The 23,071-nt window shown below is 68.9% G+C and carries 21 protein-coding genes; 13 read left to right on the forward strand and 8 right to left on the reverse strand.

Annotated features, from left to right (window positions below; genetic code table 11):
* Positions 1–233: 233 nt before the first annotated feature.
* From AZL_RS20735 to AZL_RS20755, 5 genes are all read left to right on the forward strand, one after another.
* The gene (locus tag AZL_RS20735) at positions 234–1,067 is read left to right on the forward strand and encodes a UTRA domain-containing protein (protein ID WP_148219513.1); all 834 of its coding nucleotides are present in this window, start codon (positions 234–236) and stop codon (positions 1,065–1,067) included.
* 65 nt (positions 1,068–1,132) lie between these two features.
* Positions 1,133–1,963 carry a transporter substrate-binding domain-containing protein gene (locus AZL_RS20740; RefSeq protein WP_371304236.1) on the forward strand — a complete coding sequence of 277 codons (831 nt, stop codon included), beginning with the start codon at positions 1,133–1,135 and terminating at the stop codon, positions 1,961–1,963.
* Between the two features lie 79 nt (positions 1,964–2,042).
* On the forward strand, positions 2,043–2,690 hold the full coding sequence (locus AZL_RS20745) for an amino acid ABC transporter permease (protein ID WP_012976422.1): 648 nt from the start codon (positions 2,043–2,045) through the stop codon (positions 2,688–2,690).
* A gap of 4 nt (positions 2,691–2,694) precedes the next feature.
* Positions 2,695–3,399: an amino acid ABC transporter permease gene (locus tag AZL_RS20750; protein WP_012976423.1), complete on the forward strand. Its 705-nt coding sequence runs from the start codon at positions 2,695–2,697 to the stop codon at positions 3,397–3,399.
* Positions 3,399–4,226, forward strand: coding sequence for an amino acid ABC transporter ATP-binding protein (locus AZL_RS20755; RefSeq protein ID WP_012976424.1), 828 nt, complete (start codon positions 3,399–3,401; stop codon positions 4,224–4,226). The genes AZL_RS20750 and AZL_RS20755 overlap by 1 nt, the downstream gene beginning before the upstream one ends.
* Positions 4,227–4,243: 17 nt before the next feature.
* Here the strand turns inward: AZL_RS20755 and AZL_RS20760 are convergent, their stop codons facing one another.
* Positions 4,244–5,719 carry a methyl-accepting chemotaxis protein gene (locus AZL_RS20760; RefSeq protein ID WP_148219514.1) on the reverse strand — a complete coding sequence of 492 codons (1,476 nt, stop codon included), beginning with the start codon at positions 5,717–5,719 and terminating at the stop codon, positions 4,244–4,246.
* A gap of 305 nt (positions 5,720–6,024) precedes the next feature.
* On the opposite strand from AZL_RS20760, the gene AZL_RS20765 reads away from it, so the two are divergent.
* The gene (locus AZL_RS20765; protein WP_042444714.1) at positions 6,025–8,319 is read left to right on the forward strand and encodes a putative bifunctional diguanylate cyclase/phosphodiesterase; all 2,295 of its coding nucleotides are present in this window, start codon (positions 6,025–6,027) and stop codon (positions 8,317–8,319) included.
* 15 nt (positions 8,320–8,334) lie between these two features.
* On the opposite strand, the gene AZL_RS20770 is transcribed toward AZL_RS20765, so the two are convergent.
* The gene (locus AZL_RS20770; protein WP_012976427.1) at positions 8,335–9,939 is read right to left on the reverse strand and encodes an ATP-binding protein; all 1,605 of its coding nucleotides are present in this window, start codon (positions 9,937–9,939) and stop codon (positions 8,335–8,337) included.
* Between the two features lie 38 nt (positions 9,940–9,977).
* Positions 9,978–10,967 carry a BMP family ABC transporter substrate-binding protein gene (locus tag AZL_RS20775; protein WP_148219515.1) on the reverse strand — a complete coding sequence of 330 codons (990 nt, stop codon included), beginning with the start codon at positions 10,965–10,967 and terminating at the stop codon, positions 9,978–9,980.
* A 299-nt stretch (positions 10,968–11,266) separates the two neighbouring features.
* Here AZL_RS20775 and AZL_RS20780 point away from each other — a divergent pair, with 299 nt between their 5' ends.
* Both AZL_RS20780 and AZL_RS20785 read left to right on the forward strand, forming a co-directional pair.
* On the forward strand, positions 11,267–12,010 hold the full coding sequence (locus tag AZL_RS20780) for a substrate-binding periplasmic protein (protein WP_012976429.1): 744 nt from the start codon (positions 11,267–11,269) through the stop codon (positions 12,008–12,010).
* Positions 12,011–12,054: 44 nt separating this feature from the next.
* A complete protein-coding gene (locus AZL_RS20785; RefSeq protein ID WP_012976430.1) occupies positions 12,055–13,620 on the forward strand; it encodes a methyl-accepting chemotaxis protein in 1,566 nt (521 codons plus the stop codon).
* Between the two features lie 58 nt (positions 13,621–13,678).
* Here AZL_RS20785 and AZL_RS20790 read toward each other — a convergent pair whose 3' ends face one another.
* A complete protein-coding gene (locus AZL_RS20790) occupies positions 13,679–14,482 on the reverse strand; it encodes a DeoR/GlpR family DNA-binding transcription regulator (protein ID WP_012976431.1) in 804 nt (267 codons plus the stop codon).
* A 238-nt stretch (positions 14,483–14,720) separates the two neighbouring features.
* On the opposite strand from AZL_RS20790, the gene AZL_RS20795 reads away from it, so the two are divergent.
* The 5 genes from AZL_RS20795 to AZL_RS20815 all read left to right on the forward strand — a co-directional run bounded on the left by AZL_RS20795 (position 14,721) and on the right by AZL_RS20815 (position 19,189).
* Positions 14,721–15,506: an ABC transporter permease gene (locus AZL_RS20795; protein ID WP_012976432.1), complete on the forward strand. Its 786-nt coding sequence runs from the start codon at positions 14,721–14,723 to the stop codon at positions 15,504–15,506.
* Positions 15,503–16,528, forward strand: a complete 1,026-nt coding sequence (locus AZL_RS20800) for an ABC transporter ATP-binding protein (RefSeq protein WP_012976433.1) — start codon at positions 15,503–15,505, stop codon at positions 16,526–16,528. Before AZL_RS20795 ends, AZL_RS20800 begins: the two co-directional genes overlap by 4 nt.
* Before the next feature lie 64 nt (positions 16,529–16,592).
* Positions 16,593–17,705 (forward strand): ABC transporter substrate-binding protein, encoded by a 1,113-nt coding sequence (locus AZL_RS20805; RefSeq protein ID WP_247894376.1) that lies wholly within the window; start codon positions 16,593–16,595, stop codon positions 17,703–17,705.
* 40 nt (positions 17,706–17,745) lie between these two features.
* Entirely contained in the window at positions 17,746–18,576 is an 831-nt protein-coding gene (locus tag AZL_RS20810) for an ABC transporter permease (protein WP_012976435.1), read from the forward strand.
* A complete protein-coding gene (locus AZL_RS20815) occupies positions 18,563–19,189 on the forward strand; it encodes a hypothetical protein (protein WP_012976436.1) in 627 nt (208 codons plus the stop codon). Before AZL_RS20810 ends, AZL_RS20815 begins: the two co-directional genes overlap by 14 nt.
* Positions 19,190–19,200: 11 nt before the next feature.
* Here the strand turns inward: AZL_RS20815 and AZL_RS20820 are convergent, their stop codons facing one another.
* From AZL_RS20820 to AZL_RS20835, 4 genes are read right to left on the reverse strand one after another with little or no spacing between them, the layout of a single operon-like run.
* The gene (locus AZL_RS20820; protein ID WP_173380506.1) at positions 19,201–20,214 is read right to left on the reverse strand and encodes an ABC transporter ATP-binding protein; all 1,014 of its coding nucleotides are present in this window, start codon (positions 20,212–20,214) and stop codon (positions 19,201–19,203) included.
* On the reverse strand, positions 20,204–21,217 hold the full coding sequence (locus tag AZL_RS20825) for an ABC transporter ATP-binding protein (protein WP_012976438.1): 1,014 nt from the start codon (positions 21,215–21,217) through the stop codon (positions 20,204–20,206). The genes AZL_RS20820 and AZL_RS20825 overlap by 11 nt, the downstream gene beginning before the upstream one ends.
* Positions 21,214–22,095 carry an ABC transporter permease gene (locus tag AZL_RS20830; protein WP_012976439.1) on the reverse strand — a complete coding sequence of 294 codons (882 nt, stop codon included), beginning with the start codon at positions 22,093–22,095 and terminating at the stop codon, positions 21,214–21,216. Before AZL_RS20830 ends, AZL_RS20825 begins: the two co-directional genes overlap by 4 nt.
* A 3-nt stretch (positions 22,096–22,098) precedes the next feature.
* Positions 22,099–23,067 (reverse strand): ABC transporter permease, encoded by a 969-nt coding sequence (locus AZL_RS20835; protein ID WP_012976440.1) that lies wholly within the window; start codon positions 23,065–23,067, stop codon positions 22,099–22,101.
* Between the last annotated feature and the right edge of the window lie 4 nt (positions 23,068–23,071).

Here is a 23,071-nt window from a genome sequence, read left to right on the forward strand (position 1 = left end):
CCCAACCTTGCCTTGCTCTGCCAAAATGCACGCGACCGATGGGATTCTATCGCAAGTCCGACATCCCAATTGGCTTTTTCGCGCGCTGGCGCAAGACCCGGCGAAGGGAGTAGGCGATTTTCTTCCGCGTCGCAGCAAGGCGGTGACGGCGGCGGGAAATCACGATTGACCGAAAGATTATGTACATACATTATCGCCGAAACGTCACATCTCAACGCGGCGCGGAGAGCGGGGTGCAGGGGTTGACACGGCAGGACCTGACCGTACGGGGCCGCGTTGACGGACCGGCATCCCCACCGGCGGAACCGGTGCAGGGTGGCCATGTTCCCGACCGCGTGCTGGATGGGCGCGGGCCGCTGTTCGACCAGATCAAGCGCGCCGTCGCCGGGCAGATCCTGCGCGGCCGCTGGCGGGCTGGCCAGCGCGTGCCCAACGAGGCGGAATTGTCGAACCTCTACGGCGTCTCCCGCCAGACCGTGCACAAGGCCATCGCGCTGCTGGCGAAGGAAGGCTTTCTGATCCGCCGCCGCCGCGCCGGCACCTTCGTCGCGACCGGCCGCCGCGACCGTTTCGCCCTGCCCATCGAGGACATCGGCGACGTCGTCGCGCGGGAGGGGCGCGTCTACGAGTTCCGCATCCGCGAGCGCAAGCCCCTTCGCAACGGCGAAGGCATCCGCTGGCCCGACCTGCCCGACGGGACGCCGATCCTGGCGCTGGAATGTCTGCATTTCAGCGACGGAACCCCGATCCAGCACGAGCGCCGCCTCGTCAATCTGGAGGCGGTGCCGGAGGTGATGGACGAGGCGTTCGATGCCGTGGCCCCCAGCCGCTGGCTGGTCGAGCGGGTTCCCTGGTCGTCCGCCGATCACACCGTGCGCGCGGTCAACGCCACGGCGGAGATGGCGGCCCTGCTGGGGGTGGAGCCGGGGACGGCCTGCCTGTCGGTCCGGCGGCAGACCATGCATCTCAGCCGGCCGGTGACGCTGGTACATTTTCTTTCCGTCGGTGACCGTTTCAGCCTCAGCGGGTCGTCGATCACCGACAGCGCGACCGAGTTGAATTTGTAAACACAAAAGGACCGGCGACAGCCGCCGGCCGCAACAGGGGTGACTTCATGATGGAGAGCAAGGCCATGGTTCGGACGATGTTCAAGACGGCGCTGCTGGGTGCGACCCTGCTGGTCGCCGGGGCCGCCGCCGGCACCGCGATGGCCGACACGCTGGCCGATGTGAAGAAGGCTGGCGTGTTCACCGTCGCCACCGAGATGCAGTTCCCGCCCTTCGATTTCCTTGAGAACAACGAATACAAGGGTGTCGACAAGGACCTGTTCGACGAGGTGGCGAAGGAGCTGGGCGTCAAGGCCAAATACATCGACCTGCCCTGGACCAGCGTGCTGCCGGGTCTGGAGGCCAAGAAGTTCGATCTGGTCATCGCCCCGGTCACCATCACCAAGGAACGCATGAAGCGCTATTCCTTCACCGTTCCGATTTCCGAGGCGACCGCCGCCCTGATGAAGCGCGCCGACGACAAGACCATCACCAAGCCGGAGGACATCGCCGGCAAGAAGGTCGGCGGCGGCAAGGGCACCTCGCAGCTGGCCCAGGTCAAGGAGTTCGGCCAGACCCTGCCGACGCCGCCGGACGTGCGTGAATATGTCGACAGCAACCAGTCCTACGCCGATCTGGCCGCCGGCCGCGTCGATGCCTCGGTCAACTCGCTGCCGAACCTGAATTTCGCCGCCGCCCAGCGCAAGGACACCTTCGCCGTCGTCCTGCCGCCCTTCGGCAAGCCGTCCTACTTCTCGTGGGTCGGCCGCCCCGGCGGCGACGACAAGAGCCTGATCGAGGCGGTCAACGCCGCGCTGGTGACGATCCAGAAGGACGGCCGCATGGCGACCATCCAGAAGAAGTGGTTCGGTGTCTCCCAGGCCCTGCCGACCACCGTTCCGGAACCGCAGCTGTAAGGCGGGTCCCGTCTTACCCCCCTCTCCCCCCTGGGGAGAGGGGATCAGGTTCGGGAATCACCGACCCAAGGCCCACCCGATGAAGTTCAGCGTCATCATCGACGCCTTTCCCTATCTGCTGGGGGCGGCCGTCACGACCATCTGGGTCTCGCTGCTCGGCGTGCTGCTGGGGCAGGTGATCGGCGTCGCCGTCTGCGTCGCCCGCCAGTCCGGCGGCCGGGCGGCCGACATCGCCGGCGGCGTCTATGTCAGCTTCTTCCGCGGCGTGCCGCTGCTGATCCAGCTGCTGCTGATCTATTACATGCTGCCGCTGATCGGCATCGACGTGCCGCCGCTGGTCGCCTCCATCGCCGCCTTGGGGCTGGCGTCCGGCGCCTATGTGTCGGAGATCTACCGCGGCGCGCTGAACGCCGTGCCGCACGGACAGTCGGAGGCGGCGCTGGCGCTGGGCTTTCCCGGCTGGTCGATCTGGTCCCGCATCCTGCTGCCCCAGGCCTTCCGCATCTCGGTCCCGGCCCTGGTCAACGAGCTGATCCTGCTGTTGAAGGCCTCCTCGCTGATCTCCGTCGTCGGGGTGGCGGAGCTGACGCGGACCAGCCAGACCATTTCCGCCAGCAACTACCGCCCGCTGGAGATCTATCTGGCGGCCGGCCTCATCTATCTGGCGATCAACGGCGCGCTGGCCTTGTTCGGCACGCTGGTCGAACGCCGCCTGCAACAGGCCTGATCCGATGTTGGACCTCTCCCTTCTCGTCCAGTACGGCCCGGCGCTGCTGCGCGGCTTCGGCGTCACCATCCTGTGCTGGGGCGCCGGCTGCCTGATCGGCATGGTGCTGGGCTTCATCCTGATGCTGCTGCGGCAAGTGCCGGTAAGGCCGCTGCGCTGGCTCATCCGCGCCTATATCGAGGTGATCCGCGGCACCCCCTTCCTGATCCAGCTGTTCCTGCTCTACAGCGGCGGCCCCTCCATCGGCCTGCGGCTGGAGGCGACGACGGCGGGCATCCTCGGCCTCGGCCTTTATGGCAGCGCCTATTTCGCCGAGATCTTCCGCGCCGGCTACCAGGCGGTGCCGAAGGGACAGGTGGAGGCGGCACTCAGCCTCGGCCTGTCGCATGGCGCCATCCTGCGCCGGGTGATCGTTCCGGCGATGCTGGTGTCGACCATCCCCGCCATCGTCAACATGATGGCGATCCTGACCAAGGAGACGGTGGTGCTGTCGATCATCACCGTGCCGGAACTGATGTACGAGATGCAGACGATGGCGGCGGAGACCTTCGCCACCTTCGAGACCATCCTGGGGATGGCGCTGTTCTACTGGCTGTTGGTGGAGGTGGTGTCGCGCCTGGGCCGCCGGCTGGAGGCGCGCGTCACCCGTTTCCTGACCCATGCCGCGCCGCAGGGGTCGCCGACCGACACCGCAACCGCGAGGGCGTGATGACCGCCGTTTCCCAGACCGCCGCGCCGCCCCGTTCCCCGGCCGCCGGCGATGCCGTGCCGATGGTCTCGATCCGCGGCGTCGGCAAGAGCTTCGGCACCAACGAGGTGCTGCGCGACATCGACCTGACCGTCAACAAGTCGGAGGTGGTCTGCCTGATCGGCCCCAGCGGATCGGGCAAGAGCACGCTTCTGCGCTGCGTCAACTTCCTGGAGGTCTATGACCGCGGCGAGATCCGCATCGAAGGCCGGCTGGTCGGCTACAGCGACGATGCGCGCCGTCGCCGGCTGTCGAACCGCGACCTGCGGGATTTGCGCCGCAACGTCGGCATGGTGTTCCAGCAGTTCAACCTGTGGCCCCACATGACGGCGCTGGAGAATGTGGCCGAGGCGCTGGTCCAGGTCCGCGGCCTGGACAAGGCGGCGGCGGCCACGCGGGCCCGGCAGATGCTGGACCGCGTCGGTCTGGCGGCCAAGGCCGACAGCTACCCGGCCCGCCTGTCCGGCGGCCAGCAGCAGCGCGTCGCCATCGCCCGCGTCATCGCCATGGAGCCGCACCTGATGCTGTTCGACGAGCCGACCTCGGCGCTCGACCCCGAACTGGTGGGCGAGGTGTTGCAGGTCATGCGCAATCTGGCCGCCGACGGCATGACCATGGTGGTGGTGACGCATGAGATGGGTTTCGCCGCCAACGTCGCCGACAAGGTCGCCTTCCTCGACCGTGGCCGCATCGCCGCCTTCGGCACCCCGCGCGAGGTCTTCCATGAATGCGCGGAACCGCGGGTCCGGCAGTTCCTTCAGACCTATCACGAGCGCAACAGCTTCTGACGCTTCGGCCCGTGTCGTCAGGTGGCCGCGTTGGGCGCCGAGCGATCGGCCGGCGGCATCAGCGCGATGCTGAACGCGCCCCATTGGCGCCCGCGCACCCGGATCGGGGCGTTGACGATGGTGATCAGCACGCGTTTGCCGCCGCCCATGTCGCGCGGCATGGTGTGGATCGACGGCCGGGGCGAACTGGCGGCCTTCAAGCCGGCGCGGAAGCGATAAAGCCGACGCCCCCGGCAATGGGCGGCGTTCCACACCGGATCCGATCCCTGGGGGTGATTGTATTTGCGGTTGTGGGTGGGCAGATAGCCGTTGCGGTCGGCGATGGTGGCGAAGGCGACGCGCGGATCGAGCCCCAGAAGCGGCTCCTGCACCGCCGGCAGCACCCGGTCGGTGAAGGCGGTGAAGTTGGTCAGGAGTTGCTCCGGATTGGTGCCGGGGATCGGACGGTAGCTCTCGTCGAACAGGTCGTTCAGCGTGATCTCGCCGGCATCCACCGCCTGCTCGAACAGGGCGGAAACCCGCGCCGCCGCCTCCACCGTGGCGGCGAGGAAGGGGCTGTCGTCGGTCGGGACCGGGCTGGTGCCGATATGGTCGATCAGGCTTTCGCTGAGTTCCAGCAACCCTTCCAGCCGGCGGTTCGCCGCCGCCAGATGGCTGGAGGAACCGGCGACCGCCTGTTCCAGCTCGTCCAGCTCCCGCTCCACCGCCGTGCAGTCCTTCAGATTGGCATGGACGCCCTCGGCGATGGCATGGGTGGCGCTGTGGACGGTGGCGACCGACTCCTCCATCCGCGCCACCACCCGTTCGATCAGCGCGGTGCCCTCGCGGGCATGGGTGGCCCCGGCCGTGGCGGAGGCTCCATCCTCGATCAGGCCCGACACCTGCGAGGTCAGCGCCTGCACCGTGTCGCCGATCTGCACGGTCGCCGCCTGGGTCTGGCGGGCAAGCTCCTTGACCTCGGTCGCCACCACGGCGAAGCCGCGTCCGGCCTCGCCCGCCCGTGCCGCCTCGATGGTCGCGTTCAGCGCCAGCAGGTTGGTCTGCTTGGCGATCGCCTGGATCGCCCGCGACACCGACGCCACCTGCCCCAGCGAGTTGCTGACCAGCGCCAGCTGACGTTCCATGCGGGCCACGCCGTCGATCAGCCCGGCGATCTTCCGCACCGCGTCGGCGACCGCGCTGCGCGACCGGGCGATCTCGCCGGTTGCCGCCGCCGCCGCCGCGCTGGCCTGTTCGGCGGTCCGGTCGATGGCGGCGTTGGTGGAGGTCATGGCGGCGGCGGTATCGCGCAGCGTGCGGAACTGCGCGCCCTGCCTGTCCACCACCGCCGCGACCTCCTGCACATTGCCGGTGATGTCGGCCAGTTCCAGCCCGATGGTGCCGACGCGGCGATAGACGTCGCGCAGAATGGCCGCGGCGCCGCCGCCTGACGCGCCGCCTGATACACCACCATGGCCCGGCGGCGGAGACGGCATGCCCGTGGCAGACTCCATTGTCCTTCCTCCCTGTTCTCCCAGCTTCGTTCGCAACCGGCGGCCAGGCGGCACATACCCCGCCGTCCCCGGTTGGCCGATCGGCCGGATAAGTTCTTATGTATGATTGTTATGAAATATATCTTTCATGCTTTCCTGTCAATTTCCAATCGCCGTGGGGCCGCGCGGGCTCGGCCGCCACCGCCGCGCCGGTCGGCGCGGATACCAGCGCCCGTCATGAAACCTTCAAGCATCCGTCACGAACCGACACCCCTTCGATCGATAGATTGATATCGAAGGAACAGGTGCGGGCCGGGCTGCTGCCGATGGAATCGTCTAGCGAAAACGACATCCTGGACATCATCGACGATGATGAACAGATTGATGGTCCCGCCACCGGCAGGGTATGGCGCCTGTTGCTGGTCGACGACGACGACATCGTCCATGAATCGACGAAATACTCGCTGCGCGACGTCGAGATTCTCGGCCGCCGGCTCGAGATGACCCATGCGAAATCGGCGGCTGAAGCCCAGGCGATCCTGCGGCGGGACGACGATTTCGCCATCGTCCTGCTCGACGTCGTCATGGAGACGCCGGATGCCGGGCTGAAGCTCGTCCGCATCATCCGGGAGGAGCTGAAGCTGACCGCGGTGCGGATCATCCTGCGCACCGGCCAGCCGGGCTACGCCCCGGAATTGTCGGTGATCCGCGACTATGACATCGACGATTACCGGACCAAATCGGAACTGACGCGCATCCGGCTGCTGACCTCGCTGTACACGGCGTTGCGCGCCTACAGCCACATCCACGCCCTGGAGCTGAGCCGCCAGGGGCTGGAGCGGATCATCGCGGCCTCGGCCGGGCTGTTCCGGCGCAGCTCCCTGCGATCCTTCTGCGAGGGCACCCTGCTCCAATTGAGCGGCCTTCTCGACATCGAGGCGAGCGGCTTCGTCCTCGCCCGGGTCACCTCGCCCGCCGCGGCGACGGAGACGGCGATGAGGAGCGGGGATGGCGGCGAGCCGGTCATCCTGGCGGCGGCCGGGCCGTTCCGCCACCTGTCCGGCACGCATCTGAGCCGGATGGACGACGAACGGCTGCGCGGCCTGATCGCGTCGGCGCTGGAGACCAGGCGGAGCCTCTATCTGGAAAAGGCCACCGTCCTCTACATCCCCGGACAGTCCGGCGACGATCTCGCCATCTATGTCGCGACCGGCCGGGATGTCGGACCGGACGGCAGGCGTCTGCTGGAAGTCTTCTGCTCCAACGTGGCGCTCGGTTTCGACAATGTGTCGCTGCTCGACGATGTCCGCTCGCTCGCCTACTACGACCCGCTGACCAAGCTTCCCAACCGCGCCCTCTTCCATGAGGAGATCGGCCGCCGGCTCGCCAGCCCGCCGCCGCCGGGCGGCAGGCTGGTCGTCCTGCTTCTCGATCTCGATCATTTCCAGGCGGTCAATGACGGGCTGGGCCATGAAACCGGCGACCGGCTGCTGCTGGCGGTGGCGAACCGGCTGTGCTCGGTCTTCAGCGAACCGCAGGCGGTCAGCCGGATCGCCAGCGACATGTTCGGGGTGCTGGCCTGGCTGAAGCCGCCGGCCGATCCGCGGAGCCTGCTCCAGGCCATCGAACTCTGCTTCGTCGACCCCTTCACCATCAACGGACATCCCATCGATACCCGGATTTCCGCCGGATATGTCCTGGCCGGCGACGGGGAGACCGATGTCGACCGGCTGGTCCGCCGGGCCGGCATGGCCCTGAAAGGCGCCAAGCGAGGCGGACGCGGTCGGATCCTGTGCTTCGACTCGGCGATGGAGGCGGAGTTGCAGGGGCGGCTCTCGCTGGTCAGCCGCCTTGCGGAGGCGCAGGCCAGCGGGCAATTCTCCCTGGTATACCAGCCGCAATTCTCCCTGTCGGACGGAACCGCCTTCGGCAGCGAGGCGCTGTTGCGCTGGCAGTTGCCGGAGGGGACCTGGGTCAGGCCCGATCATTTCATTCCGGTCGCCGAGGATGCCGGCCATATCCTGCGTCTGGGCGAATGGGTATTGCGGCAGGCCTGCCTCAATCAGGTGCGCTGGCGCGACGGCGCCATCGGACGGTTGCGCATGGCGGTCAACGTGTCGGTGCGCCAGCTGCGCGACGGGACCTTCGTCCGCACCGCCGAACGCATCCTGTCGGCCTGCAATGCCGATCCGCGCGACATCGAGCTGGAGATCACCGAAAGCCAAGCCATGGAGAACGACCAGGTCCTCGCCATGGTCCGGACCCTGCGCGGCATGGGGTTCAGCATCGCCATCGACGATTTCGGCACCGGCTATTCCTCGCTGTCACGGTTGCAGCAGCTGCCGGCCTCCGTCCTCAAGATCGACCGCTCCTTCGTCACCGACCTCGGCCGGCTGCCCGAAAGCCGCAGCATCGCCGCCACCATCGTCAAGGTGGGGCACGAGCTGGGGATGACCGTCATCGCCGAAGGGGTCGAGACGACCGAACAGGAGGAAATCCTGCGCTCGCTCGGTTGCGACGCCGTGCAGGGCTTCCTCTACGCCCGGCCGATGCCGGCCGACCGGTTCGAGCATTGGATCCTCGACAGGGCGTCGGCCCAGGCGGTCGGCGCGGCGTCCTGACCGCGCGGGGCACCGTCACACCGTCGCGGTTTCGGGACCGTCGGCGGGGTCGGTCTGGCGTTGACGCGGTGCCTCCAACGGCAACAGGAGCGTGAAGCGCGTTCCCCGGCCGATCCGGCTTTCCACCGCCACCGTGCCGCCGAGAACCCGCGTGACGATGGCATAGACGATGTGCAGGCCGAGCCCGCTGCCGCCGGACCCGAGCTTGGTCGTGAAGAACGGATCGAAGATGCGCGGCAGGACCGCCGCCGGGATGCCCGCCCCGTCGTCGGTCACCGTCACCGCGACATGGCGACCGTCCCGCTCCATCCGCGCCGAGACGGTGATGCTTCCCGCCTGCGTCCCGTCGGCGAAGGCGTGCAGCATGGCATTCGCCAGCAGGTTGGTCATCACCTGACCGAAGGCGCCGGGGAAGCTGTCCATCATCACGCCGCCGGGCAGCGCCAGCTCGATGAAAACGGGGGAATGCTTGTAGGTCGGCCGCAGCATGGCGACGATTTCGCCACACACCTCGGCGAGTTCGAAGCTGCGGCGCAGCTCGCCCGTCTGGTCGACGGCGACGCGCTTGAAGCGGCCGATCAGCTCGGATGCGCGCAGCAGATTGCCGACCAGCAGCTGGCTGGCCGTGCCGAAACTGTCCGAATAGTCGCGGATGACCGACCGGCGCAGTTCCTTGCCCTGAAGAACCGCCTGGAACTCCGCGACCTTCTCCGACAGGGTGGTCGCCACCGTCAGGCCGTTGCCGATCGGCGTGTTGACCTCATGCGCGATCGCGGCGACCATGCCGCCGAGCGCCGCCAGCTTCTCCGACCGGATCAGCTCATCCTGCGCCCGCTTCAGGGTGTCCAGCGCGGCGCTCAACTCCTCGGTTCGTGTGGCGACGATCTCTTCGATCACCTCCATGTGGCGGGACTGGCGTTCGATGAAGTCCAGGCGTTCGGCCGCGTGTCGCTTCAGCGTGGCGAGCGCCACCGCCATCCGTCCGATCTCGTCCCGGCGCGTGGTCCGGGGGATATCCACATCGACCCGCCCGGCGGCCAGCACGGCCATGCCATCGGTCATCTGCCGGATCGGCGCGGTCACGCCGCGGACGATCATCGCCAGCAGGCCGCACACCACGACAAGCAGGCCGAAGCCACTCAGCGCGATGGTCCAGGCGCGGTTGTCGATGGTCCGCTCCGCCCGCGCCGTCGTCAGGCGAAGCTCCAGCTGTCCGATCTCCTGGCCTTCATGGCGCAGACCGGCTGGGCCTTCCACGGCCAGCCTGTTCAGCGTGACCCGCTCGATGATCAGCCCGCCATGCGCCGGGGCCGAATCGCCCAGAGCGAGGAAGACCGACCCGCCCCTTTCGGTGATGACCACCCCGACGAAATCGGGATCCTCCGACAAGGGCCGCAGGATGGCCTGCGCCGCCGGCCGATCGACGTTCCACAAGGCGTCACCGACCCCGCCCGCCAGGATCGCGACCGTCTGCCTGGCCCTGGTCTCCAGCGCCGTCCGGGAATCCCAGCTGGAATAGCTGATCGCCACCGCCACGGCCAGACCGACCGCGAACAGCAGCGGAAGGCAGATCAGCCCGACGGTCCGCACCATCAGGCTGTTCGGGATGGAGGCCGCCATCCGGAGAAGGAGGCCGGCCGGACCGGAAGTCCTGCGGCTCATCGGCAGGCCGTGGCGGTATCGGCCGGTTCCACCGCCAGCGATCCGGCGGCGATCTCCGCCGCGGCCCGCTCGATCCGCGGCTCCAGGCCGGCGATCAGCGCCGCGTTGGCCTCGTCCCTTGCCCAGTCCACCCCCCGCTCCGCCAGCCCCAGCGTCTGCACGCCGGCGGTCCATCTGCCGTCATAGGCGTCCTTCATGGCGAGATAGACGGCCACATCGACACGCTTGAGCGCCGAGGTCAGGACATGGCCGGGAAACAGGCCGTTCTGGTCGGTGTCCACGCCGATTCCGAGGCGCCCGGCGGCGGCCATCGTCTCCAGCACGCCGATGCCGGCATAGCCGGCGGCGGCGAACACCACGTCGGCGCCGTCGCCGAGCAACCGCTCGGTCACGCCATGCGCCGCCTCCTTGTCCCGGAAGGCGTTCGGCCCGTCGCCGAGAAAGCGCCGGATAATCCTGACGGACGGGCGGACGGACATGGCACCCTGGACGAAACCGCACTCGAAGCGCCGGATCGGCGGAATCGGTATGGCGCCGACGAAACCGACCGTCCCGCCGCGGCTCGCCAGTCCGGCGGCCATGCCGACGAGATAGGCGGCCTCCTCCTCACGGAACAGAACCGAGCGAACGTTCGGCAAATCGACGCGGCCATCGATCAGGGTGAAATGCAGATCCGGAAATTCCCGGGCGACGACGGACAGCGCCGTCTCGTTGACGAAGCCGGTCAGCAGGATGTTGCGGATGCCGAACCGCGCGAAGGTCCGCATCGAGCGGAGGCTTTCCTCCTCCGTCCGGACGATGTTTTCCCGGACATCGATGCCGGTTTCGGATTTGAAGCGCGCGAGGCCGCGCAGAGCCAGCTCGTTGAAGCCGCCATCGGTCTTGGTGTTGTTGAACAGAATGGCGAACTGCCGGTCGGCCGGGGTTTCCGCCTTGCCGGACGAGAGCGTCGCCAGGACCAACATCAAGACGAGAAGAAACGGCACCGGATCCCACCCTGCTGCGATCGATCTTACCGCACCGTGACAGAAATCGATTGCGCCGGCATGTTCCAAAAATGACAGATTCATGAAACAGGAAATCGAAATGAAACACAATGAATGGGTGCGGATTATTTCATTGATCTATTGTTCAATGATGAATTTTCCGTGAATACATTGACAGGAAAGAAGATTTTAATAAGCGTTTAATCAAAAAAGCGGGATCGTCTCGTCAGATAATACCATTCGATATCCGTTTTCCTTCCGCCCCCGCCATTCGGGCCGGGCTTAACCGGAGTGTCGCCATGATTGGAAGAATTGCGGGTTTGGGCCTTGTCGTGGCAGGTGTCCTGCTGACCGCCACCATCGGGGCGAAGGCGGACACGGTTCGTCTGACGACCCTGGAATGGCCGCCCTATTCCGGCTCCCTGCCGGACAACGGTTTTTCAGCCATCGTGGTTCGCGAAGCCTTCAAGGCGATGGGCCACAATGTCGAGATCGAGGTGCTGCCCTGGCAGCGTGCCGTCCACAATGCCAAGGAGGAACCGGGCGTCGTCGGCTATTTCCCGGAATATCCGGCCGATCTCGACGGCTTTTCTCTCTCCGAATCGATTGGTGAGAGCCCGCTCGGCCTCATCGTTCCGGCTGGCGCCAGCATCTCCGACACCACCCCCGCCGGGCTGGCGCGCCTGAAGCTTGGCGTCGTCAGCGGCTATGTGAACGCCAAGCCGGTGACCGAAGCCATCACCGCCGGCCTGAAGCCCGAGGCCGTGGTGGACGACGCCACCAACATCCGCAAGGTGGCCGCCGGCCGCATCCAGGCGGCGGAAATCGACCGCTACGTCTTCTCCTACCTGATGCGCAACAGTGCCGATCTGCAGCCGCTCCAGGGCAAGGTGGAGTTCGGACCGGCGCTGGAATCGAAGACGCTGCATGTGGCCTTCAACACCAAGCCGGAGGGCCGCAAATGGGCGGCGATCTTCGCCGAGGGGCTGAAGAAGATCGATGTCGGCACCCTCCAGAAACAGCACCTGTCTTCGGCGCAGTAACGAAGGATCGCCGCTGCGGATGCGGCTGCGAATAAGGAGTAGCGATGTTCGGACTCTACCGTCGCAATCTCATGGTCCGCGTCCTGGCGCCCATCGCCGCCCTGTTCATCGTTCTTGCCCTGGCCGCGATGGCGGGGGTCGCCTACATGAACATGAGCGTGGCCCGCAACGGCCTTGCCGACCGCGCGCAAATGATCGCAACCGCGCTCGCCGGCGGCGCCAGCGAGGCGCTGTGGAACATGGACTCCAACGCGGCGACGGCCCTGCTGGCGGCACTGGCGGCCGATCCCGATTATCTCGGCAGCGCGATCAAGGAAAAGAGCGGCAAACTCTTCGCCGCCCATGGCGGCGCGTCCGCCCCCTCCGCCGCCGAGATCCTGGGCAGCGCCCCCATCCTGCGCGGCGATGGCGCCAAGGCGGCGGAGATCGGCACGATCCAGGTGCGGCTGTCGACCGGGCGCATCCAGGACGACATCCGCTCCACCACCGCCATCATCGCCTTGGCGGCCCTGCTGGCGGTGTTGGTGGTCTGCGGGGTGCTCAGCGTCATCGTCCGCAGCGTGACCCGGCCGATCGCCCAGATGACCGGGGTGATGAGCACGCTCGCCTCCGGCGGGACCGAGGTCGAAATCCCGGCCATCGGCCGCGAGGACGAGGTCGGCAAGATGGCCCTGGCGGTCGAGACCTTCCGGGAGAACGCCCTTGAGCGGCGGCGGCTGGAGGCCGAGCAGGGCCGCCTGCGCGAAGCGGGCGAACTGCAACGGCGGCAGGCGCTGGCGTCGGTCGCCGAGAGCTTCGACCGCGATGTCGGACGGTTGCTGGCCGGCGTCAACGAGACCGCGGCGTCGATGAGCCTGTCGGTCGGCGAGGTCGCCGCCAGCGCCGGGGAGAACGCCTCCGTCAGCCAGACCGTGGCCCACACGGCCGAGGAGGTCAGCGGCAATGTCCAGACCGTCGCCGCCGCGGTGGAGCAGTTGGCCGCGTCGATTCGCGAAATCTCGGTCCAGGCCCAGAGCTCGCAAACCGAATCGACCGGCGCCAGCCGTCAGGTCGCCAACACGGTGGACATCATGGACCGGCTGGTCGGCGATGCCGGGCGGATCGGCGACGTCCTGACCCTGATCACCTCCATCGCCGGCCAGACCAATCTGCTGGCGCTGAACGCCACCATCGAGGCGGCCCGCGCCGGCGAGGCCGGCAAGGGCTTCGCCGTGGTGGCCACCGAGGTGAAGAACCTTGCCGGCCAGACCGCCAAGGCGACGGAGGAAATCTCCGCCCTGATCGGCGCCATCCAGGCCTCGACCGGCGACGCCGCCGGCAGGATCGGCGACATCTCCCGCGTCATGGGGCAGTTGAGCGGCATCAGCGCCTCCATCGCCGCCGCCGTGGAGCAGCAGAATTCGGCGACGACGGAAATCAGCCGCGCCGTTCAGCAGGCCGCCCAGGGAACCGAGCGGCTGCGCCAGAATGTCCACACCGTCGCCGACGCCGCCCAGCGCAACGGCACCGCCGCGGCAAGTCTGCATGGCGGCATCCAGCAGTTGGAGCGGAGCGTCCACGACCTCCAGTCGCAGGTCGACCGTTTCGTCGGAACCTTGCAGGCCGGGTGAGGCCCCAACGACGGGCACGCGGCCCACGCCGGCACCGGCGCCGCGTGCCACCTGCCGTTCACGCCTCCGCGCCGGCGACGTGAACGGCGAGACGCTCCCTCTCGAAGGCCCGGCCCAGAGGGGCGGGCGGCTCGGCATCCGTGACCAGAAGCCCGAAATCGCCGGCCGGGGCGATGCGGACGATGGCCGAGCGCGCGAATTTCCCGGCATCCGCCACCGCGACGGACCGGCGCGCGGCGGCCATGGCGACCCGCTTGATGCCGATCTTCTGCATGTCGAAATCCATCGGCGCGCCATCCTCGTCGAAGCCGGAAATGCCGATCACCGCCAGATCGAGCCGGCAGCGCTCCAGCGTCGCGATCACCGCGTCGCCGACCAGCGAGCCGTCGGCGCCATGCACGACGCCGCCGGTCACGAAGACGTCGATGCCGGGTCGGCCGGCCAGCAGACTGCCGGCCGACAGGCTGTTGGTGAAGACATGCAGGCGCCGCTTGCCGCGCAGGGCACGCGCCACCGCCTCCACCGTCGTGCCGACGTCGAGGAAGACCGACGCCCCGTCCGGCACCAGTGCCGCGACGGCGGCGCCGATCCGTTCCTTGTCCTGGGGCGCGATGGTCTGCTTCTCGACATAGCCGAGCCGGACGGTCTGGTCGCGCACCCCGGCGCCGCCATGGAAGCGCTGGAGCAGGCCGGCGCCATCGAGCCGGATGATGTCCCGGCGGATGGTCTGGTCGGACACCGCGAAATGCTCCGACAGGGCTTCGATGGTCACGAATCCCCGGTCCCGGATCAGTGCCAGGATTTCCCGCTGCCGCTGGGGAAGGCCGTGTTCCCGGTCGTCGGCGTTACCGTTCATCATCATGCCGCCCAAATCCCGCGCCGGGTGGTTGTGGAAGAAAACGATCAATTCTTTACAGCACAGGGCATGGGCTGACAAGCGGGGCGGCGCGCCAAGCGCGGGACGCCGCCTTCCAAAGACGGCCCCATTCAACGACGCTGTCCCTGAATTGCAGCCTCGTGGTCACAAAAGGATCATCGAGCCGTGGTATGTAAGAAAACGATCAGATTGTGATCGAAATTTTACACCAGCCCGGCGCAACATGCCCATCGTCACCGCCCTCTACCTGCTGTATCTGGCCGCCCCCATCCTCCTGCTCGCCATCGGGTCGGTTGGGGAGTCCTGGACCAACAGCCTGCTGCCCAGCGGCCTGACCACCGGATGGTATGGGCAGGTCTGGTCGGATGCGAGCTTCCGCCGGGCCCTCACCGTCAGCCTGACCGTCTGCGCCGCGACCTGCGCGGTGACGGCGCTCATCGGCGTGCCGCTCGCCTACGCCATCTATGGCGCGTCCCGCCATGGCGTGCGCGCCGCCGCCCGCGTCCTGTTCCTGCTGCCGGTGGCGGCGCCGCCGCTGGTTCTCGGCTTCGGCTTCATCCTGGTGTTCTCGTCGGACAGCCTGCCCTTCCTCGGCAGCGGCTGGCTGCTGGTCGCCGGCCATGTGGTGACGACCCTGCCCTACCTGATGCAGACGCTGGTCGCCGACATGCGCCATCTCGACCTCGCCACGCTGGAAACCGCGGCGGAATCGCTGGGCGCCGGCTTCCGCCAGCGGCTGTTCGGGGTGGTGGTCCCAAGCCTGCGCCAGAGCCTGTCCTCCGGCCTGATCATGGTGGCCGCGCTGTCGATCGGCGAGTTCCAGCTGTCCAACCTGATCGCCGGTTTCCTCTCCCGCCCCTATCCGGTGGTGCTGCTCCAGGCCTTCTACGGCGCCACCGGCTTCGCCTGCGCCGGCACCATGGTGCTGCTGCTGCTGGCCGTCCTGTCCGCCCTCGCCTCGGCCACGGCCGGGCGCGGGCTTCCCTCCAGGAAAGGGACGCCGTCATGAGCGTCATCGTCGACTCCCTCGCCTTCCGCTACCCCACCGCCGCGGCCGGCCTCGATGGCGTCAGCCTCGGCGTGGCGCCGGGCGAGTTCTGCGCCGTCATCGGTCCGTCTGGCTGCGGCAAATCCACCCTGCTGAAGCTGATCGCCGGCTTCCTCAGCCCGGCGGCCGGACGCATCCATATCGCCGGGGCCGACATGACCGGGGTGCCGCCGCGGCTGCGCAATCTCGGCATCGTCTTCCAGAATTACGCCCTGTTCCCCCACATGACGGCGCTGGAGAATGTCGCCTATCCGCTGAAGCTGCGCGGCGTCGGCCGGGCCGAGCGGCTGCGCCGGGCCGGTCAAGCGCTGGAACGCACCCGCCTGGCGGGGCTGGCCGACCGTCATCCCCGCCAGTTGTCCGGCGGCCAGCAACAGCGGGTGGCGCTCGCCCGCGCCCTGGTCTTCGCCCCCGGCGCCCTGTTGCTGGACGAACCGCTGTCGGCGCTGGACGCCGCCCACCGCGCAGCGATGCGGGACGAGATCCGCGCGGTGCAGCGCGAACATGGCATCGCCACCCTGCACGTCACCCACGACCAGGAGGAGGCGCTGTCCATCGCCGACAAGGTCGCGGTGATGCGCGACGGCGCCCTGCTCCAGCTCGCCAGCCCGCAGGAGCTTTACGACCGTCCGGCCGACCGCTTCGTCGCCGGCTTCGTCGGCCACGCCAACCTGTTCGACGGCAGGGTGCGCGGAGCGGATCTGGTGGAGACCGCCATCGGGCCGCTGGCCTGCGCCACCGAGGGCCGCGCGGTTGGAACCAGCGTCACCTTGCTGGCGCGTCCGGAGGCGATCCGCATCGACCCGCCCGACGATGCCGTCAACCGCTTCGCCGGGACGCTGGTCCGCGACCGCTTCCTCGGTTCGCTGCGCCGCTACGACCTCGCCGTGCCGGGCGGCACGATCCTGGGCGAGACCCTGTCCCGCGCCGACATCCGGTCGGTTCAAATCCCGCCGGAGTGCCTGCGCATCCTGCCCGCCTGACCGGCATTGCAAACCCCTCCCCCGCCGGCCGATCCCGCCGGCCTCCCTGGAAAGGCCCGACCTGATGAAACGCCTGATCACCGCGGTCGCCCTGTCGGCTGCCGGCCTGATGACCGCCGCCCTGCCGACCACCGGCACCGCCCTGGCCCAAGCCACCACCGTCGAGGCGGTCACCACCGGCGAGGAGCTCTATCAGGGCGAGCGCGCCCTCTATGAGCAGGCCCTGAAGGAGGGGCTGGTCGTCTCCTTCGACACCGGCCCGACCTGGGCCAACTGGGCGGCGGAGTTCGCCGCCTTCAAGAAGCGCTATCCCGGCGTCGAAATGACCTACAATGATCTCGGCTCCGCCGCGACGGTGGTGGCGCTCGACAAGGCGCGCAACCGCCCGCAGGCCGACACCGCCTATTACTTCGCCGCCTCCGCCTTCGACGCCATGGCCAAGGATGTCGTCGCCCCCTTCAAGCCGGTGAATTTCGACACGCTGCCGGAGGTGTTCCGCGATGCCGACGGCAAATGGTTCACCATCCATTCGCTGACCGTCGCCTTCGTCGTCAACACCAAGCTGGTGAAGGAGGTGCCGAGGAGCTGGGCCGACCTGCTGAAGCCCGAATACAAGAACAGCGTCGTCTATCTCGACCCGCGCTCCACCGGCATCGGGCAGGTGATCAGCTTCGCCGCCAATTTCGGCAATGGCGGCGACATGGACAATCTCCAGCCCGGCTTCGACTATTTCGCCCGCCTGCACAAGTCGGGCAACGTGATGCGGGTCGAGGGCACCACCCCTTACGCCAAGTTCGTCAAGGGCGAGATTCCGATCTGGATCTCCTACGAGAATGACGGGCTGAAGGCCAAGCACACCGACGGGCTGGGCGACGCCGTCTCCGTGGTCATCCCGGCCGAGGCGTCGGCCGCCGCCCCCTATGGCATCAGCCTGGTGAAGAACGGCCCCAACCCGAACGCCGGCAAGCTGTGGTTGAACTTCATCATGAGCGCCAAGGGCCAGGCGATCTTCGCCGAGGGCTATGTCCGCCCGTCGGTGCCCGGCGTCGCCCTGCCGGCCGACATCGCGGCGAAGCTGCCGCCGGCCCCGCAGGTCCGCCCCCTCGACGTCAAGCTGGCGGCCGAGCGCAAGGCGGCGGTCGATGCCGGCTGGACCAAGGCGGCGCTCGGCAAATGAACCGTTCCGCCCACGGCATCGCATCGCAAGGTCAGGGATCATGAGCAGATCGCCCGTTCTCCTGCTGCCGCTCGCGCTGCCGGGTCTGGCGGTGCTGATCCTCTTCTTCCTGCTGCCGCTGGGCACGGTGGTTTGGCAGGCGCTGGCCGGGGACGCCTTCCAGCGCGTCCTCGGCCAGGGCGACCTGCTGGCGGCCTTGGGAAATTCGTTGCTGCTCGGGCTGGAAGCCGGGCTGGTCGCGGTGGTGCTGGGCGTCGCCGTCGCCCTGCATCTCGCCCGGCTGCCGCCGGCGCGGCGCGCCTTGTTGCAGGTGGTCATCGCCCTGCCGCTGACCTTTTCCGGCCTGATCGTCGCCTACGGCTTCATCCTGCTGCTCGGCCGTGCCGGCTTCGCCACGCTGCTGCTGGCGGAGCTGGGCGCCGACCCGGCCGCGATCGCCGCCTTCCTCTATGACCGGCCCGGTCTGGTGCTGGCCTACAGCTATTTCCTGACACCGCGCGTGATCCTGACGCTGCTGCCGGTCTTCGCCAATTTCGACCACCGCCAGACCGAAGCGGCGGAATCGATGGGGGCCAGCCGGCTGCGCGCCTTGATCGACATCCTCGCCCCGCAGGTGGCGCCCACCGTGCTCGCCTCCTTCGCGCTGGTGACGGCGGTGGCCTTCGGCGCCTATGGCACGGCGCTGGCCCTGGTCGGCACCCAGCTCAACATCCTTCCCCTGCGGCTCTACAGCCTGATCGCCGATGCCGGCGCCGATTTCCCGCTGGCCGCCGCCCTGTCGGTGCTGCTGCTGGCCGTCTGTTCCTTCCTGATGGCGGTGGCGGAGATCGCCGCCGCCCGTTCCGAGGCCGACCACCATGTTCGAACTTGACCGCGCCGCCAACCGGCTGCACCACGCCGGCCATCTCTTCGATCCCGCCAGCCGCGGCTGGACCACCGGCCCGGCGCCCGCCGGGGCGGAACCGCTCGACCCGGAACAGGCGCTGCGCTGGCTCCAGACGCTCAGCGGCCATCCGCTGCGGGCGCCGGTCGGGGTGATCGGGCCGAACGAGGCGACCGCAGCCGTCCTCGCCGCCGCCGAGGCCGCCGGCGCCGGTCTCGCACGCAGCGGGCTCACTCTGCTGTGCGGAGGCCGCCAGGGGGTGATGGAAGCGGCCTGCCGCGGCGCCTCGCAAGCCGGCGGCCTGAGCATCGCCCTGCTGCCGGGGGCCGACCCCGCCACCGCCAACCCCCATGCCGGGATCGTGCTGGCGTCGGGCATCGGCGAGGCGCGCAACGCGCTGATCGCCCAGGCCAGCCAGTGCCTGATCGCGGTCGGCGACAGCTATGGCACCTTGTCGGAGGTGGCGCTGGGGCTGCGGCTGGGCAAGACGGTCTTCGGGCTGGCCGGCGCCGCCGCGGTCGACGGGGTTCGCCATCTCGCCGGCACCGCCGACCTGCCGCAGGCGCTCGCCGCCCATCTGCTGGGTGTTCCGGACCGCTGACCGACCGCCGCTCAGATGCCGGTGCCGAGCCCCGCCGCCGACGCGGGCTCTCCGCCGTCATCGGCGAAATGGCAGGCGACGCTGTGCCCGGGCGACAGCGCCCGCAATGCCGGGACCTCCTGCCGGCAGCGGTCGGCGGCGATGGGACAGCGGGTGTGGAAACGGCACCCCGGCGGCAGGTCGTACGGGCTCGGCGTGTCGCCGGCCAATCCGGCCCCACCCGGCACCACCGGTCCGTCGATCCTCGGCGCGGCGTCGAGCAGCGCGCGGGTGTAGGGATGGGCCGGGCGGCGCCACAGGCTGTCGCGGTCGCCCAGCTCGACGATGCGGCCGAGATACATCACCGCCACCCGGTCGGAGATGTATTCCACCACCGACAGGTCATGGCCGATGAACAGGAAGCTGACGCCCAGCGTCCGCTGGAGGTCGGTCAGCAAATTCAGGATCTGGGCCTGGACCGAGACGTCGAGTGCCGAAACGGGCTCGTCCAGCACCACGATCTTCGGCTCCAACGCCAGCGCGCGGGCGATGCCGATACGCTGGCGCTGGCCGCCCGAGAACTCGTGCGGACGCCGGGACGCCGCCTCGGGCGGCAATCCCACCTTGCCCAGCAGGTCGACGACGCGCGCCCGCCGTTCGGCGCGGTTGCCGATGCCGTGGATCGCCAGCGGCTCGGCCAGCAGTTCGCCCACCGTCCAGCGCGGATCGAGCGAGGCCGCCGGATCCTGCAACACCATCTGGAGGTCGCGCCGCGCCGCCCGCAACTGCCGCCGGGAGGCGCGGGTGATGTCGGCGCCGCCCAGCCGGATGGTGCCGGCGCTGGGCTCGGTCAGCCGGACGATCGCCCGCGCCAGCGTCGATTTTCCGCAGCCGGATTCGCCGACGATCCCCAGCGTTTCGCCGGGGGCGAGGTCGAAGGACACGTCGTCCAGGGCATGGACCATCCCGCGTGGAGTCGCGTAATCGACCGACAGCCCGCTGACCGACAGGACGGGCGCGGCGGCCGGAGCGGCGTCAGATGGCATGGCTCTCTCCCGCATGATGGCAGGCGACGAGGCCGCTGCCGGCCGGGCGCGGCGGCGGAACGGCCTGGGCGCAGCGCGCGTCGGCCAGCGGGCAGCGCGGGGCGAAGGCGCAGCCGGGCGGCATCGCCGCCAGCGCCGGCACCGCGCCGGGGATCTCGGTCAGACGTTCCCGTGCCAGACCCGCCGGACCGCTCCCGGCCTGCGGCCGCGCGGCGATGCCCCGCGGCTGGGCGGCGATCAGCCCCTGGGTGTAGGGGTGGAAGGGATCGGCGAAGAGGTCGCGGGTATCGCGCTCCTCCACCTTGCAGCCGGCATACATCACCAGCACGCGGTCGACATGGCGCGATACCACGCCGAGGTCATGGGTGATGAAGACCACGGCGGTGCCCCGCTCCCGCCGCAGCTCGTCGATCAGGTTCAGGATCTGCGCCTGGATGGTGACGTCGAGCGCGGTGGTCGGCTCGTCGGCGACCAGCACGGCGGGCGCGCCGGCCAGCGCCATGGCGATCATCACCCGCTGGCGCATGCCGCCCGACAGGCGGTGCGGATATTCGGCGAAGCGCCGGGCCGGATCGGGGATGCGCACCCGCTCCAGCAGGGCCAGCGTCCGCTCGCGCGCCGCCTTGCGGCCCACCGCCTCATGTTCGAGGATCGCCTCCATGATCTGCTCGCCCACGGTCAGCACCGGGTTGAGCGCGGTCATCGGCTCCTGGAAGATCATCGAGATGCGGGCGCCGCGCAGATGGCGCAGCGCCGCCTCGTCGAGCGCCAGCAGGTCCCGGCCCTCCAGCCGCACCGATCCGCCGGTGACCCGGCCGGGCGGCGGCACGAGGCCGAGCAGGGCCAGCGCGGTCAACGACTTGCCACAGCCGCTCTCGCCGACGATGGCCAGCATCTCGCCGCGCCCGACCGAGAAGGACAGGTCGCGCACCGCCGGCAGCTGGCCGCGCCGGGTCCGGAAGCCGATCGACAGGCCATCGACGGACAGGACGGGCTCGCTCATCGCCGTTCCCCCTTGCCGTTCAGCACGTCGTTCAGGCCGTCGCCCAGCAGGTTCAGCGCCAGCACGGCGACGACGATGGCCACGCCGGGAATGGCGGCGACATGCGGATCGGTGCGGATCACCTCGCGCCCCGCCCCGACCATGCCGCCCCAGCTGACGACGTTGGGATCGCCGAGCCCGAGGAAGGACAGCGAGGATTCGGTGAGGATGGCGGTCGCCACCAGGATGGAGGCCGAGACGATCACCGGCGCCAGCACGTTGGGCAGGATGTGCAGGACGATGATCCGGGCATCGGACGCCCCAAGGATGATCGACGCCTGGGCCAGTTCGCTGTTGCGCAGGCGCAGCACCTCCGCCCGCACCAGCCGCGCCAGCCCCGACCAGGAGGTGATGCCGATCGCCGTGGTGATGGTGGCGATGGAGGGTTGCAGGATGGCGACCAGGGCGAGGGTGAACAGGAAGGGCGGGATGGTCTGGAACAGCTCCGTCACCCGCATCAGCGCCCGGTCGACCCGGCCGCCGTAATAGCCGGCCAGCGCGCCGATGCCGATGCCGATCACCAGCGAGACCAGCGCCGCCACCCCGCCGATCAGCAGCGAGACGCGGGCGCCGTGGAAGATGCCGGACGCCAGATCGCGGCCCATCATGTCGGTGCCGAGCGCGAACTCCGCCGCGTCGCCGGGGCGCAGCAGCGGCATCCCCGCCATGTCGAGCGGATCGCCGGGAAAGGCGATGTCGGCGAAGCCGGCCATGGCGAGGATGCCGGCCAGCAGGATCAGGCCGATCAGCGCCGACGGACGGCGCAGCAGCCGGCCGATGGTCCGGTCGCGGATGTCGGTCCGCGCCGGCGGCAGGGGGACGGTGTCGGGAAGCGCCATCGGTCAGCCGAGTTCGATGCGGGGGTCGAGCAGCGTATAGACGAGATCGACCGCGATGTTGACGAGGACCACCACCACCGACGAGCAGAACAGGATGCCGAGCAGCAGGTTGAGGTCGCGCTGGAACAGCGCCGCGAAGGCCAGCCGGCCCAGCCCCGGCCAGGAGAACACCGTCTCGACCAGCACCGCCCCGCCGAGGATGGAGCCGAGCTGGACGCCGAGCGTGGTGACGATGGGCAGCAGGGCGTTGCGCAGCACATGGCGCCAGGCGATGCGATGGGGCCGCACCCCCTTGGCCCGCGCGGTGCGGACGAAATCCTGGCCATAGACCTCCAGCATCGCCGCCCGCATCAGCCGGGCGTAGATGGCGAGGTAGAACAGCCCGAGCGTCACCGCCGGCAGCACCAGATGGGCCGCCACGTCGCCGACCAGGGCGAGGCCGCTCAGGTTGGCTTCGACGCTGGTCATGCCGCCGACCGGCAGCCAGTCGAGAATGACGGAGAAGACGACGATCAGCATGATGCCGACCCAGAAGACCGGTGTCGCGTAGAACAGCAGCGCCACGATGGAGATCACCGTGTCGGTCAGCTTCCCCGCCCGCCGGGCGGCGAGGAATCCCAGCGAGCAGCCGGCGACCAGCGCGAAGCCGATGGCGGTCCCCATCAGCAGCAGCGTCGCCGGCAGCCGTTGCAGGATCAGCTCCGACACCGGCAGCGACTGGCGGAAGGAATAGCCGAGGTCGAAGGTCAGCAGGTTGCCGAGATAGCGCAGGAACTGGATGTACAGCGGCTGGTCCAGCCCGAACTGGCGGCGCAGCGCCTCCATGTACTCCGGCGTCGCCGCCCCGGATTCGCCGGCCAGCACCTGGGCCGCGTCGCCGGGCGCCAGATGCAGCAGGAAGAAGTTGATCAGCGCGATGCCCAGCAGGACGAAGACCAGCTGGGCGGCGCTGCGCCTGAGATAGGTCAGCACGGCC

The organism is Azospirillum sp. B510 (genome assembly GCF_000010725.1).
Taxonomy (GTDB): domain Bacteria; phylum Pseudomonadota; class Alphaproteobacteria; order Azospirillales; family Azospirillaceae; genus Azospirillum; species Azospirillum lipoferum_B.

Bases quoted from the DNA above. Each gene is read 5' to 3' on its own strand.
- AZL_RS20795 (WP_012976432.1), top strand. From the start codon at position 14,721: ATGCCCATCGTCACCGCCCTCTACCTGCTGTATCTGGCCGCCCCCATC.
- AZL_RS20815 (WP_012976436.1), top strand. From the start codon at position 18,563: ATGTTCGAACTTGACCGCGCCGCCAACCGGCTGCACCACGCCGGCCAT.
- AZL_RS20760 (WP_148219514.1), bottom strand. From the start codon at position 5,719: ATGGAGTCTGCCACGGGCATGCCGTCTCCGCCGCCGGGCCATGGTGGT.
- AZL_RS20740 (WP_371304236.1), top strand. From the start codon at position 1,133: ATGGTTCGGACGATGTTCAAGACGGCGCTGCTGGGTGCGACCCTGCTG.
- AZL_RS20755 (WP_012976424.1), top strand. From the start codon at position 3,399: ATGACCGCCGTTTCCCAGACCGCCGCGCCGCCCCGTTCCCCGGCCGCC.
- AZL_RS20765 (WP_042444714.1), top strand. From the start codon at position 6,025: ATGGAATCGTCTAGCGAAAACGACATCCTGGACATCATCGACGATGAT.
- AZL_RS20820 (WP_173380506.1), bottom strand. From the start codon at position 20,214: ATGCCATCTGACGCCGCTCCGGCCGCCGCGCCCGTCCTGTCGGTCAGC.
- AZL_RS20810 (WP_012976435.1), top strand. From the start codon at position 17,746: ATGAGCAGATCGCCCGTTCTCCTGCTGCCGCTCGCGCTGCCGGGTCTG.
- AZL_RS20785 (WP_012976430.1), top strand. From the start codon at position 12,055: ATGTTCGGACTCTACCGTCGCAATCTCATGGTCCGCGTCCTGGCGCCC.
- AZL_RS20745 (WP_012976422.1), top strand. From the start codon at position 2,043: ATGAAGTTCAGCGTCATCATCGACGCCTTTCCCTATCTGCTGGGGGCG.
- AZL_RS20750 (WP_012976423.1), top strand. From the start codon at position 2,695: ATGTTGGACCTCTCCCTTCTCGTCCAGTACGGCCCGGCGCTGCTGCGC.
- AZL_RS20830 (WP_012976439.1), bottom strand. From the start codon at position 22,095: ATGGCGCTTCCCGACACCGTCCCCCTGCCGCCGGCGCGGACCGACATC.
- AZL_RS20805 (WP_247894376.1), top strand. From the start codon at position 16,593: ATGAAACGCCTGATCACCGCGGTCGCCCTGTCGGCTGCCGGCCTGATG.
- AZL_RS20770 (WP_012976427.1), bottom strand. From the start codon at position 9,939: ATGGCGGCCTCCATCCCGAACAGCCTGATGGTGCGGACCGTCGGGCTG.
- AZL_RS20825 (WP_012976438.1), bottom strand. From the start codon at position 21,217: ATGAGCGAGCCCGTCCTGTCCGTCGATGGCCTGTCGATCGGCTTCCGG.
- AZL_RS20800 (WP_012976433.1), top strand. From the start codon at position 15,503: ATGAGCGTCATCGTCGACTCCCTCGCCTTCCGCTACCCCACCGCCGCG.
- AZL_RS20780 (WP_012976429.1), top strand. From the start codon at position 11,267: ATGATTGGAAGAATTGCGGGTTTGGGCCTTGTCGTGGCAGGTGTCCTG.
- AZL_RS20790 (WP_012976431.1), bottom strand. From the start codon at position 14,482: ATGATGATGAACGGTAACGCCGACGACCGGGAACACGGCCTTCCCCAG.